Genomic DNA, 14,006 nt, shown 5'->3' on the forward strand with positions numbered 1-14,006 from the left:
TTACGAAATAATGCCAAGTGGTTTTGCTTGCTGCCAAAGACCACGGGTGAAATCTGGGAAGTCTTTGCTGTTACTTCTATCGGCTACTGAATCAACAGATAGCGGGAAAACAGCTGACCATGCGGCTGCGTCATACACATCTTGATCAAGTGGTTCGCCATTGCGTAGGCAAAAAATAATCCGCCAAAACATCAAGAAGTCCATGCCACCATGGCCGCCGTTGCGTTCAGCCTCAGCGCCCATTTTTTGCCAGAGCGGATGATCGTATTTGTTATACCAATCAGCCATGTCGTAATCCCACTCGTGATAGCTTTTACTGCCACCTTGCTCAAGTGCGATCCTATTTGGAAAGCCAGCAAACACACCGTTAGTGCCTTGAATTAAGTTATGACGAGAATAAGGACGTGGGGTGGTGGTATCGTGTTGCACCATAATGCTGCGACCTTTAACCGTTTTAATAATGCTGGTATTCATATCACCCGCAATATAGTTAAGTTTGTTGCGGCTATGATCTGCGGGGAATTCTTTTTTAGCGTAGGCTGCACGGCCTAATGATGGCGAGCTCATCGAGCTTATATAGTCAAAACGATCGCCACGATTGATATTCATGTATTGTGAAACAGGGCCTAAGCCATGAGTTGGGTATAAATTACCATTAACCGCTGCATGCCATGGTGTACGCCAAGAACCTGTTTTATGGTCAATTTCTTTCATTTGCCAGCGTAGCTCATGGATATATGCTGCTTCACCATGCAACAATTCACCAAAAACGCCTTGGCGAACCATATTAAGAACCATTAATTCGTCGCGTCCGTAGCAAACATTTTCCAACATCATGCAGTTTTTTTGAGTTCGCTCAGAGGTGTTTACTAGTTGCCATGCCTCTTCTACAGTCACAGCTGCTGGTACTTCAACAAAAGCATGCTTGCCGCTTTCCATGGTATCGACAGCCATCGGCGTATGCCACTGCCATGGCGTTGAAATAATAACAATATCAATGTCTTGGCGTTCTAGCATGCGACGGTAATCGTGATCGTTTTTGCCATAGGTATCTGGTTTTTTAAAACCTTTATCAACGACAATCTTCACGGCCCTGTCTACAACGGCCTGATGGGTATCGCAAATTGCTTTAATTTCAACGCCATCGAGATGACAAAAATGCTTAACAGCACCAACACCACGTTCACCCACGCCAATAAAGCCAACCCTTACTACGTCCATTTTTGGCACTGTTAAGCCAAGGGTTGAACGTCCTTGTTGTGCGGTTCTTAATATTGATTTGGAATTGGTGGTAGAGGTACAACCCAAAGCCGCGCTGGTTGCTGCAATTGCGGCCATTGATTGTAAAAATCGTCTACGGTTGAGATCGCCCATAACATTGCCCTTATTGTTTATTATTTGTAAATTTGTTTTCGCAGGCTTTTATTTGTACACACAATGAAATATCAATGCAAGATAAAAATCTTTCATTTGCTTTCGTTTTAGTGGTGTTGTTTTTTATTTTTTATTTTAAAGTCTTTATTTACAATGGTTTAATTGCACTTTTTAATGTTTAAAGATAAATGTAAAAAAATTGAATTGAAAGTAAACGAAAGCTGCGTACAATGAATGAAAGTTAACAATGAAAGAGAGCGGGCATGCTTAACACTATCGAAAGGCGTCATGAGATTGTGCAATTGGTCTACAAACAAGAGCGGGTGCAGGTTCCTGAGTTAGCTCAGTTGTTTGGTGTTTCAACGGTAACTATCCGTAACGACTTAAATGAGTTGGATGAAAAAGGATTGTTGGTACGGTCCCGTGGTGGTGCAGTTGCCAGTAATCGCTTAACTCAAGAATTATCATTAAAAGAAAAACACGATGCAAATCGCGGTATTAAAGAGCGCTTAGGTAAATTTGCAGCGAGTCTAATTAAGGATGGTGAATCGATTATTTTAGACTCAGGGACAACAACTGAAGAAGTCGCTAAAAATCTAACCAGCCACCACGGCGTAGTTGTGATGACCAATGGTTTAAATGTGGCGCACTCACTACTTAATGCGCCATCGGTTGAAGTGTTAATGACTGGTGGCACGCTACGTAAAAAATCACTGTCATTTTATGGCCGCCAAGCTGAACAGCACTTACAACAATATCACTTTGATAAGTTAATTTTGGGTGTTGATGGCTTTGAAAAAGATATTGGTATTACAACGCACTTTGAGCTTGAAGCTCTGCTAAATCGGGTGATGTGTGAAGTATCGCGAGAGATCATAGTAGTAACAGATTCTAGTAAATTTAATCGTAAAGGCGTGCATAAGATTATTGCCGCCAGTGAAATAAACGTACTGGTTACAGACAGTGGAATTCCAGCAGAGATAAAAACCGCGCTCGAAGATGCAGGTGTGCGGTTACATATTCTCGATCTTTAACTTTCATAACTAAACAAAGATTATCTAACGAAGAGGCTTGCAATGACGATATTACAGCAATTAATCGCAGCGAATAAACGCGGCGAAAAACAGGGTATTTATGCCGTTTGTTCCGCTCATCCATTGGTGCTAGAAGCTGCCATATTGCAAGCCAAACAAGATAATAGTTATTTATTAATCGAAGCAACCGCTAATCAGGTCAATCAGTTTGGTGGTTATACGGGTATGTTACCTGCTGATTTTATGGCATTTATTGAGCAGCTTGCGACAAAGCAAGAGTTTGCAATTGATAAGCTGATCCTTGGCGGTGACCATTTAGGCCCTGTGTGTTGGTGTGATGAAAGCGCTGAATCGGCGATGCAAAAAGCTGAGCAGTTGGTCGCCAGTTATGTTGGTGCAGGATTCAAAAAAATTCACTTAGACACCAGTATGCGCTGCGTCGATGATGAATTAATTTTAGCAGATGAAACAGTTGCAACACGTGCGGCGCAGTTGTGTGCAGTGGCTGAACAAACAGCATTAGATACCTTTGGCCGCAGTGACTTAGTCTATGTTATTGGTACTGAGGTGCCGCCGCCCGGTGGTGCCGATGAGCAAATAGATACGCTTGCAGTCACAGAAACTGACCATGTTGCTAGTACATTGGCATTGCATCACGATGCATTTTTACAGCAGGGGTTATCATTGGCATGGCAGCGAGTAGTTGGCTTGGTTGTACAGCCAGGTGTGGAATTCGATAACACGCAAGTATTTGATTATGATAGCGCTAAAGCGCAACGGCTAAAGCAATATATAAAGGCCGTTGATGGCATTGCCTTTGAAGCACATTCAACTGATTATCAAACGCCCATTGCGTATCAACAATTAGTAAATGATCATTTTGCGATTTTAAAAGTGGGCCCAGAGCTTACCTTTGCTTTGCGTGAGGCATTATTTGCATTAAGCCATATTGAAGATGCGCTAATAGACACCGAGCAATGTTCACATATACGCACTGTTATTGATGCCGATATGCAGCAGTTTCCGAAAAATTGGCAGCGTTTTTATCAAGTTGATAAATCAGTGCAGCAGCTTTATCGTCGCTTTAGTTTTAGTGATCGAATCCGTTATTACTGGGGACAACAAGGCAATCAAGCTGCCGTTGATAAGCTATTTTGTAATTTACAAAAACAACCGATACCACTGCCGTTACTAAGCCAATATATGCCATTGCAGTATCTTGCAGTGCGAAATAACACCCTGCAAAACAGCCCTAAATCTTTGGTACTTCATCACATAATGCAAGTAACCAGTCGCTACGCAGATGCGTGTTTTAAACAACAATAGACGTAAGTGAGGTAGTAATGTCTAGTTATTTAGCAATTGATGAAACCCTTTTAGAAGCTAAAAATAGTTTATGGACTGCAAAAGAAATTATGCAGCAGCCCGATTGTTGGCGAGCAACGCTCAGTATTGTAAAAGCTGCGCAAGCGCAGCTAGATAGTTGGCTTGCGGGCGTATTAGATAAGCCAAATGCGCAAATAATTTTTACCGGTGCCGGTACCTCAGCTTATGTTGGTGAGGCGGTTGTTGGTTATTTGAATCAACAATTGGATATTGCTTGTCGAAGTGTTAGTAGCACAGAGCTTGTTGCCTGCCCAGAGCAGTATTTACAGCCAAATAAGTCAACTTTATTAGTGTCATTTGCACGCTCGGGCAATAGTCCTGAAAGTGTTGCCGCTGTTGATGTAGTGAATAACTATGTAAAACACTGCGCGCATCTATTTATTACTTGTAACCCTGATGGAGCACTGCATAAACAAGTAGCGCAAGATGAAAACTATTTCTCGTTATTGATGCCTACGCAAACACTTGATCACAGCTTCGCTATGACCAGTAGTTTTACCTCAATGTTGGTGGCAAGTGTGGCAATATTTAGTGATGCAGATAACGCTGTTTTAACTATTGCAGAAGCGGTTGAAAAAAATATTGCTGGTAAATTAGCTGAACTAAAAACATTGGCTGAACTGCCTATGCATCGCTTAGTGTATTTAGGCGCAGGATCCTTAAAAGGCTATGCGCAAGAATCAGCATTAAAATTATTAGAATTAAGTGCGGGTAAAGTTATGGGGTATTTTGAATCCCCGCTTGGTTTTCGTCACGGCCCAAAATCATTGGTTGATGATAAAACTTTAATTGTTTTATTTGGCTCAACTAATACCTATACCAAGCAGTACGATATTGATTTGTTGAATGAGTTACGTCGCGATAATAAAGCTATTGATGTTCACGCCTTGACGCTGCCAGATGACGCGGTGATGCAGCAATTAGACGATGTATTTAATGGCTTATATTATATGGTCTGCGCGCAAATAATGTCGTTCTATAAAGCGTGGCAACTAGGCATTACAGTAGATAACCCATGCCCAACTGGTGAAGTAAACAGAGTGGTGCAAGGGGTGACGATTTACCCGCTAAAACAAGGTGATATTAATGACTAAACAGTATATTTATGGCATTGATATTGGCGGTAGTAAAATTGAGCTTGCTGTATTTGACGCTTCATTAAAGCAACTTGAATCATGGCGCATTGCGACTCCGCAAAATAGTTATCAAGACTTTCTAAATGCGTTAGTAGGTATGATTTTAAGTGCTGATCATAAATATCAATGTCACGGTGCGGTCGGTATTGGTATGCCTGGCATTGTTAATGCGAACCAACAAGTACTGTCGGCTAACGTGCCTCATGCGACCGGTAAAAATGCCGCGCAAGATTTAGCTCAGTTAATAAATCGCCCGGTTGCGATCGAAAACGATTGCCGCTGTTTTGCACTCTCAGAAGCGCGCAGCAGCGTTGGTTTGCAACATACCCGGGTGTTCGGTGCAATTCTTGGTACTGGTGCGGGTGGTGGGCTGTGTATTGATGGTCAATTGTATAAAAGCGCCCAGGGAATTGCAGGTGAATACGGTCATTACGCACTTTCTGCAGTGTTACAGCAGAAGTACCAGTTACCTATTTTAAAATGTGGCTGTGGTTTAACAGGGTGCATTGAAAGTTATATTGCAGGCCCTGGCTTGGCGAGAATTTACCAGCACTTTTCTGGCGAAGTATTAACTACTTTTGAAATTGTTGAAGGGTTGAGAAAAGGCGACGTATTTTGCCAACAAAGCTTTGCCTGTTATTTGGATTTAATTGGCAGTACTTTTGCGGCAATTATTATGGCCTATGACCCTGAGGTGATTGTAGTTGGTGGCGGTATGTCTTTAGTTGATGAACTAATGAGCAAGCTTGAAGATGCAATCGTACCGTATGTATTTGCTGATATTCGGGTGCCAAAAATAGTGCTTGCTGAATTTGGCGATGCCAGTGGCGCTCGCGGTGCCGCTATTTTGGCCAAAGAACAAGTGGGAGCGCTGGCATGATTGGATCCGTGTTTTACGTCAAAGCTGATATAATTTATTGTCAAGAACGAGTACTTAAAAATCACTTCATGTTAGTTGAAAATGGCATTATTAGTCATTTTACGCAAAACCCTACAGCCGGTGTGCCTATTGATGATTATGGTAATGCTGCAATTATTCCAGGCTTAATTGATTTACACATTCATGGTCGCGAAGGTTGTGATGTGATTGATTGTAAAATGAGTAGTATTGAAACGATTTCATGCTCACTTGCAGAGCATGGAGTAACAGGCTTTTTAGCAACGACAGTGACCACCGATTGGCAACAAACACTTAATGCTATGAGTGTAATTGGTCAGGCATACACGCAGCAACCTAGCGGTGCACAGGTGCTAGGTGGCTATAGTGAGGGCCTGTTTTTTAGTGAAGTTCATAAAGGCGCGCACAATCAAGATTACTTTTTAGAGCTATCGCAGTCGCATCTAGAAGCGATGATTAATGCAGCCATGGGTAGCTTAAAAGTGGTTGCGTTGGCGCCAGAAAAGCCAGGCGCAAATGCATTAATTGAATACCTGACAGCGCAAGGAATTAGGGTAATGCTTGGTCACTGTGATGCCAATTATGAACAAACTCAAAGCGCACTTGAGCATGGCGCATGCGGTGGGGTGCATGTTTTTAATGGGATGCGTGGCATTCATCATCGTGATCCAGGTTGTGCCGGCGCGGTATTGATGAATGATGACGCACTTGTTGAAGTGATTGCAGATGGTGTACATCTTCATCCTACAATTTTAAAGCTGATCTATAAGCTAAAAGGTCCACAAAAAATCGCTTTGATCAGTGATTGTATCAATGCCGGTGGACTAAATGATGGTGAGTATAAATTGGGTAAAATGGATGTTGTTGTGCAACAAGGTGTGGCGAGAACTGCCTCCGGCTCGTTAGCTGGCAGCACTTTAACGCTTGAGCAAGCAGTTAAAAATATGCATCAATTAGGCAGTGTTGAGCTACGTGAGGCGATAAATATGGCCAGCATTGTGCCCGCGCAATTTCTTAATATTGCCAGCCAAGTTGGTTCTTTAGCGGAAGGTAAGCATGCGAATTTTGCTATTTTAAACAGCGATTTTAGTATTCAGGCGACCTATGTGAAGGGTCAGCGGCGCTTTTTTAAAAGTGCATAAAATGGCTAAAGCGCTCGGCTTTAGTGTGGCTATGCGCTTCAAAACCCATAGAAAGTAAAATATTATAAAATTGATTGCATTTTAAGCGACATGTATGGTGATGTTCGCTATAAGTAATGCTATACTCCCGCCGAATAATTTTTCGACTTTATTAAGAGTAAAATAATGGCAGATTTATCGAAGTACAGAAACATTGGTATTTTCGCGCACGTTGATGCGGGTAAAACCACGACTACTGAGCGTATCCTAAAGCTTACTGGTCAAATCCATAAAACTGGTGAGGTTCATGATGGTGAATCAACAACTGACTTCATGGAACAAGAAGCTGAGCGCGGTATTACTATCCAGTCTGCGGCTGTAAGCTGTTTCTGGAAAGATCACCGTTTTAACGTTATCGATACTCCTGGACACGTTGACTTCACAGTTGAAGTATACCGTTCATTAAAAGTACTTGATGGCGGCATCGGTGTATTCTGTGGTTCTGGTGGTGTTGAGCCACAATCAGAAACTAACTGGCGTTATGCTAACGAATCAGAAGTTGCACGTGTTATTTTCGTAAATAAATTAGACCGTATGGGTGCTGATTTTTACCGTGTAACAGAGCAAGTACGTAAAGTACTTGGCGCAAACCCACTAATCATGACGTTACCAATCGGTATCGAAGATGAGTTCTGTGGTGTTGTTGATGTTTTAACTAAAAAAGCATACATCTGGGACGAAACTGGTCTTCCAGAGAACTACACGATCGAAGACGTTCCAGCTGACATGGTAGACAAAACTGAAGAATACTATGAAATGCTAGTTGAAACTGCTCTAGAGCAAGACGACGAACTTCTTGAAGCGTATATGGAAGGTGAAGCGCCTTCTTTAGAAGATATCAAGCGTTGTATCCGTAAAGGTACTCGTGACCTTGCTTTCTTCCCTACATACTGTGGTTCTGCTTTCAAGAACAAAGGTATGCAATTAGTACTTGACGCTGTTGTTGACTACTTACCATCTCCTACAGAAGTTGATCCTCAACCTCTTATGGATGAAGAAGGTAACGAAAATGGTCAATTCGCAATCGTATCTACTGACGAACCATTCAAAGCGTTAGCGTTTAAGATCATGGATGACCGTTTTGGTGCATTAACTTTCGTACGTATTTACTCAGGTAAACTTAATAAGGGTGACACTATCCTTAACGCGTTTACTGGTAAAACTGAGCGTGTTGGCCGTATGGTTGAGATGCAAGCAGACGACCGTAATGAATTAACTAGCGCACAAGCTGGTGACATCATTGCAATCGTAGGTATGAAAAACGTGCAAACTGGTCACACTCTTTGTGATCCTAAGCACCCAGTAACACTTGAGCCAATGGTATTCCCAACTCCAGTAATCTCGATTGCTGTACAGCCTAAAGATAAAGGCGGTAATGAGAAAATGGGTGTTGCTATCGGTAAAATGGTTGCAGAAGATCCATCTTTCCAAGTTGAGACTGATGAAGATTCAGGTGAAACTATCCTTAAAGGTATGGGTGAGCTTCACTTAGATATCAAAGTTGATATCCTTAAGCGTACTTACGGCGTAGATCTTATCGTTGGTCAACCACAGGTTGCTTACCGTGAAACTATCACTCGTGAAATCGAAGATAGCTACACGCATAAGAAACAATCAGGTGGTTCTGGTCAGTTCGGTAAAATCGACTACCGCATCAAGCCAGGCGAAGTTGCTTCAGGCTTCACGTTTAAATCATCAGTTGTTGGTGGTAACGTACCTAAAGAATTCTGGCCTGCAGTTGAGAAAGGCTTCAAGTCAATGATGAGCGAAGGTGTGCTAGCTGGCTTCCCAGTGCTTGACGTTGAAGTTGAACTTTTCGACGGTGGCTTCCATGCCGTGGATTCATCTGCAATCGCATTCGAAATCGCTGCTAAAGGCGCTTTCCGTCAATCGATCCCTAAAGCGGGCGCACAACTTCTTGAGCCAATCATGAAAGTTGACGTGTTCACTCCAGAAGATCACGTTGGTGATGTAATCGGTGACCTTAACCGTCGTCGTGGTATGATGAAAGACCAAGAAGCTGGTTTAACAGGCGTTCGTATTAAAGCTGACGTTCCGTTATCAGAAATGTTCGGTTACATCGGTTCATTACGTACAATGACATCAGGTCGTGGTCAGTTCTCTATGGAGTTCTCACACTATGCACCATGTCCACAAAACGTAGCTGAAACTGTAATCGCTGCAGAAAAAGAGAAAAAAGCTGCTAAGTAATTAGCCTTTAAACTCTTAAAAAAACCCGCACTTGTTGCGGGTTTTTTATTGCCAGAAATATTATCCCTCCAACAATCGAATACTTTTTTGTTGTTATGCTAGCAATGAGTCGTTAGCACTCTTAGTCGCTATTGAAGCAAAGAGTCAAATAATCAACTATTTATTACTGCAGCTTAAACGTTATTCCACTCATAAGTTGTAGTTTAAAAGCTGGCTGTCTTACTAATTAAACTAGTTATTTATAACTAGGTAAAAAGTAGTGCAATTACTTGAATCTTAGTTACTAATACAGGTAGAATACCCGCTTATGCCACCCATATACGCATATTAGAGAAATGGAAGTCTCTCGAATAAAGAGACATATATGTGTACTTTTTAGGACGTTTATATGAATTCAATTAAATTGAGCCCAAACTGGCTGTTGCAGTTAGTTATGATACTAACCCTTTGTGCTGTTGCTTTTTTGCTAACAATCATCTTTGCTGTAAATCAGACTTTTTTAGCCCTAATTATTGTTCCTGTTATATTTATTATCTCAATTTTGAGCATCATCAATTTACGCTTTTTGCATTGTTATAAAGCGGGCATTTATTACTCTCAGGGGTTAGGTAAAAAATATATTAATGCAGATGAAATTATTGATATTCAATTTAACTCATTAAAATTACTGACTGTTTTATCGGTTTCTTTAGAAGATAGCAAAGTAATCCACTTTTATAATTGGCAGTTTGATGATCAAGCTCAGCAGTCAATTATGTATTGGTATAGTAAGAAGAATAGCTGTAATAATTCACAGCATACCCAATGTAATGCATAAAAAAGGCCGCAGTTTAGCGGCCTTTTTACTAATCTGAACTCTGCTGAATAAACTTATTACAAGCAGAGTTTAGTTTATGCTACGCTTTTTTACGGCGTAGGAATGTTAGTGGTAACGCCAGTAACGTTAACCAAAATAATGAACCTGAGTCATCGTCTTCGTCATCAGTCTCATCATTAGCGATATTAATGTAAACGAGCTGCGCATTTGATAAATTACCAGCACTGTCTTTTGCTTGTACCATTAATGTGATTTTTCTTTCAAACTCATAGTCTAAATCACCAGCAACGATTAGTTGCCCTTGCTCATTTATAGTTACTGCATCGTGGCCAGATACAATGAAGCCAATAACGGGTGTGTACTGTGCATCGGCATCACTAAAACTCAATTGACCAATGACAGTGCCAATTGGACTATTTTCACTGATGCTAAAACTCTGCTCAGGCTCTAGAACTGGAGCTTGAGGCTCAGGAATTGGCTCTACAGCAGGGGCAGATTGAATATCAATAATTACAGGATCATGATCAGAGGCACGATAAGCACTCTCTGAATACAAGCTAGCAACTTGAGAATCAGATTTAAACTCTACGTTATAATCCAGACTGATCGGCTCATCAGCATTGATATGCCAATCTGTCGCTGCAACAACCTTCGCGAGTAAGCTTGGGCTGGCAACTGCATGATCTAGGCTGCCCATACGTCCAGAAAAACTATATGAATAGCCAAGAGTGTTACCATCTAATTCTGCAACGACATTTTTAAATCCTTTGTCTGCAAATGCACGTATTGGATCTTCCATCGCATAGGCATTCATATCACCTACTAATATGATGTCCTCATCGTCTATGCCTGTTGGCTTGCTATCAAGCCAGTCTGCAAAGCCATTAGCACCAGCAACGCGGATCTCATTCCAACATGCTTGCCCATCACCTAAATCGGCATTGTTGCCATCGGCACTGCCACAGCTACCTTTGGATTTTAAATGTGCTACAGCAACAGTAAATACTTCTTCTGATTCAAGTGATTTGAAGCTTTGTGCGATAGGTGTACGGTTACTATAGTCAAATGGATATTGGGTTGTGATAGCTGCGGTGCCAACTTGTGCGACTTTATTTGCACGGTAGATAAGTGCGGTGGTAATTTCATCAGTACCAATTTTATCTACGTTAAAATTAACAAAGGCGTATTCATTATTGCTATCTTCATCGTTTAACGCATTAACTAGACTAGCAATAGCGCTATTTGCACCGAAACCATCGTTTTCGATTTCCATTAAGCCGATAACATCAGCTTCTATAGCAACAAGTGCACTGACAATTTTCGCTTGTTGGCGAATAAATTCAGCTTCACTATCAGCGCCACGACTGGTTGGGAAACCAGCACCTTGACCATCACCATTAAAGTAGTTAAGGACATTAAAACTTGCAATTCGAATATCTGCATCAGCGTGCAGTTCTGGCGCATTTGTACGTGGGTTAGTTGCAACAAAAGTTGGTTGTACTGTTGGGTGAATACGATAGCGATCAAAGCTGTAACCCATTACACCAGTGATTGCGTTTACAGAATCACCTAAACGTAATGTGTTATAAGCGTCTAAGCCAGTACCAGGGTAAGAAACTGGGTCAAGGTTTTGCTTCGTTGAACCATCATCAAGTAAGATTTGTTTTTTTATGTTTTCGGCTTCAACAGCGTTAGCAGCATCACCAGGAAGGGCTATTTGTGTACCTTGATATAAGCGTTCTGTGGCAAGACCTACTTCACCATAACGGCCTAAACCATAGTTGTTGCTAACAACCAGCGGTTGTTCTAGTGAAACCAGCATGCCTTCATAAGCTTCTAAATCGGTTACATTATTAACAGGGAGAGTGATACTTGTTGCTGTTGGCGTTAAGCCTGTAGCACATACTTCCACTTGACTAACATCACCAATTTGGGTGGCATTAAAGTATTCTGCGACACTGCCTTTAACTCGCACGTGATCACCAACATTGACATCGGTATTAGCAAAATAAACAAAGATACCTTCAGAAGTAAGTGGGTTTGTATCAATATCTGCATCAAGTGATGTAATAAAGAAGCCACTTAATTGCTCACTACCTTGAAAATCAGCAGTTACTACGCCTTCCAGCTCAATTTCTGTGTTTAACAGAGGGCTATCACCACCTTCACCTTGTACTGCGCTGATAAGTGTTTTAGCTGCGCCGCATTCTAATGGAATAACTGGTTCTGGATCTGGGGTTGGCTCAGTACTCTCACCATGAAAACCGAGCCCTGAAAAGTCATCTTTATCAAATTGTAGCCATTGTTCACTTGGATCAAATGACGCAGTAGCATCGCTGCGACCTGCAGTAATACTTAGCTTGCGACGTAAGCTTTTGTCCTTGGTGCTAACACCTCCGGCTGACCATTCGCTACCAGGGTCAACGCCTAACTGACCAAAGCTATCAACAATAGTGCCGTCTTTCGTAAGTACCAATGCATCATCACCATTGAAATAAGTAACGGTTGCTTCAATATCAGCTTTAGCTTTAAGCTCGTCTACAGAGCCTGCATTTACGATTACATAGGTGCCATTGGCGGCTAAGCTACCGGATAGAGCAAGTGTATTATTTGGAGCTGTCAGGTCGCCATTGCCATTGGCGAAAAGTGAGATGTTATAGCCATCAAGCGATAGTGTTTCGCCAGAGGTATTAAAAAGCTCAATTGCTTTATTGTTACTACCACCTTCAACATATTCTGAAATTATTAAATTAGCAGAAGCTGGTGCACTGAGGCTTGCAATTACAAGCGCCAATGGCGTTATTTTTGTTTTAAACATTATTATTTTTTCCCGTGTATTGTGTCCCGAGTGGGACAAACAGTTTAAGGAAAATTTATGACAAAGAAAATACAAAATGTTAATAATATGGAAATAAAAAGGGCGCAGAATCGCCCTTTTCTAAATTAAAAATGTATAAGGCTTACCTTTTTAGCAGTTGTGCAGCCTGCTTTGCAAAATAGGTAAGAATACCGTCAGCGCCAGCACGTTTGAAAGCAAGCAAGGACTCCATAATTGTGGCTTCTTCAGCAAGCCAGCCATTATCAATCGCCGCTTTATGCATCGCGTACTCGCCACTCACTTGATAAGCAAACGTCGGCACACCAAATTCATCTTTAACTCGGCGTACGATATCTAAATAAGGCATACCGGGTTTCACCATCACCATGTCAGCACCTTCTTGTAAATCCAGCGCTACTTCACGAATGGCTTCATCGGAATTAGCTGGGTCCATTTGGTAGGTTTTTTTGTCCGCACCTTTTAAGTTACCAGCCGAACCGACTGCATCACGAAATGGTCCATAGTAACTTGAGGCATATTTAGCTGAATAAGCCATAATGCGTGTATGAATATGGCCTTCGGCCTCTAGCGCTTCACGGATCGCGCCAATGCGGCCATCCATCATATCTGAAGGGGCAACAATATCTGCACCCGCTTGTGCATGAGATATCGCTTGTTTAACTAATATTTCTGTCGTGATGTCGTTAATTACATAGCCATCATCGTCGATAATTCCGTCTTGCCCATGCACTGTAAAGGGATCAAGTGCTACATCGGTGATTACCCCTAATTCTGGATAGGCTTCTTTGAGTGCGCGTACAGTGCGTTGTGCCAGTGCATCATCATTGTAAGCTTCTTCAGCAAGCAATGATTTTTTGTCCGCAGGGGTGACCGGAAAAATAGCGATTGCAGGAATACCTAATTCAACCAACTCTTTTGCTTCAATCAGCAGTAAGTCAATCGATAAGCGCTCTATGCCTGGCATCGATGCAATGGCTTCTCGGCGATTGTTACCTTCAAGCACAAATACTGGGTAAATTAAGTCATTCACACTGAGTTGATTTTCAGCCATCAAGCGGCGAGAGAAATCATTGCGGCGCATTCTGCGCATGCGAGTATAAGGGAAAAGGTCGAGACCTGATTGGGCCATT

At 41.8% G+C, this 14,006-nt stretch carries 10 protein-coding genes; 7 read left to right on the forward strand and 3 right to left on the reverse strand.

The annotated features are described in order from the left end of the window. The gene (locus H5183_RS01395) at window positions 1-1,374 is read right to left on the reverse strand and encodes a Gfo/Idh/MocA family protein (RefSeq protein WP_182730721.1); all 1,374 of its coding nucleotides are present in this window, start codon (window positions 1,372-1,374) and stop codon (window positions 1-3) included. 263 nt (window positions 1,375-1,637) lie between these two features. On the opposite strand from H5183_RS01395, the gene agaR reads away from it, so the two are divergent. From agaR to H5183_RS01430, 7 genes are all read left to right on the forward strand, one after another. After that, window positions 1,638-2,408, forward strand: a complete 771-nt coding sequence (gene agaR, locus H5183_RS01400) for a transcriptional repressor AgaR (RefSeq protein WP_145240083.1) — start codon at window positions 1,638-1,640, stop codon at window positions 2,406-2,408. Between the two features lie 42 nt (window positions 2,409-2,450). After that, the gene (locus tag H5183_RS01405; protein ID WP_182730722.1) at window positions 2,451-3,734 is read left to right on the forward strand and encodes a D-tagatose-bisphosphate aldolase, class II, non-catalytic subunit; all 1,284 of its coding nucleotides are present in this window, start codon (window positions 2,451-2,453) and stop codon (window positions 3,732-3,734) included. 17 nt (window positions 3,735-3,751) lie between these two features. Then, complete coding sequence (locus tag H5183_RS01410; protein WP_182730723.1) at window positions 3,752-4,888, forward strand: SIS domain-containing protein; 1,137 nt, start codon at window positions 3,752-3,754, stop codon at window positions 4,886-4,888. Then, window positions 4,881-5,810, forward strand: a complete 930-nt coding sequence (locus H5183_RS01415; RefSeq protein WP_182730724.1) for an ROK family protein — start codon at window positions 4,881-4,883, stop codon at window positions 5,808-5,810. Before H5183_RS01410 ends, H5183_RS01415 begins: the two co-directional genes overlap by 8 nt. After that, on the forward strand, window positions 5,807-6,970 hold the full coding sequence (nagA, locus tag H5183_RS01420; RefSeq protein ID WP_182730725.1) for an N-acetylglucosamine-6-phosphate deacetylase: 1,164 nt from the start codon (window positions 5,807-5,809) through the stop codon (window positions 6,968-6,970). The genes H5183_RS01415 and nagA overlap by 4 nt, the downstream gene beginning before the upstream one ends. Window positions 6,971-7,135: 165 nt before the next feature. After that, entirely contained in the window at window positions 7,136-9,220 is a 2,085-nt protein-coding gene (gene fusA, locus H5183_RS01425; RefSeq protein ID WP_145240072.1) for an elongation factor G, read from the forward strand. 388 nt (window positions 9,221-9,608) lie between these two features. After that, window positions 9,609-10,037 carry a hypothetical protein gene (locus H5183_RS01430; protein ID WP_145240070.1) on the forward strand — a complete coding sequence of 143 codons (429 nt, stop codon included), beginning with the start codon at window positions 9,609-9,611 and terminating at the stop codon, window positions 10,035-10,037. 79 nt (window positions 10,038-10,116) lie between these two features. Here the strand turns inward: H5183_RS01430 and H5183_RS01435 are convergent, their stop codons facing one another. Both H5183_RS01435 and hemB read right to left on the reverse strand, forming a co-directional pair. After that, window positions 10,117-12,855 carry an ExeM/NucH family extracellular endonuclease gene (locus tag H5183_RS01435; protein WP_145240068.1) on the reverse strand — a complete coding sequence of 913 codons (2,739 nt, stop codon included), beginning with the start codon at window positions 12,853-12,855 and terminating at the stop codon, window positions 10,117-10,119. 142 nt (window positions 12,856-12,997) lie between these two features. Beyond that, window positions 12,998-14,005, reverse strand: coding sequence for a porphobilinogen synthase (gene hemB / locus H5183_RS01440; RefSeq protein WP_145240066.1), 1,008 nt, complete (start codon window positions 14,003-14,005; stop codon window positions 12,998-13,000). Between the last annotated feature and the right edge of the window lies 1 nt (window position 14,006).

It is taken from the genome of Pseudoalteromonas sp. SR44-8, assembly GCF_014163635.1.
Taxonomy (GTDB): Bacteria; Pseudomonadota; Gammaproteobacteria; order Enterobacterales; family Alteromonadaceae; genus Pseudoalteromonas; species Pseudoalteromonas rhizosphaerae.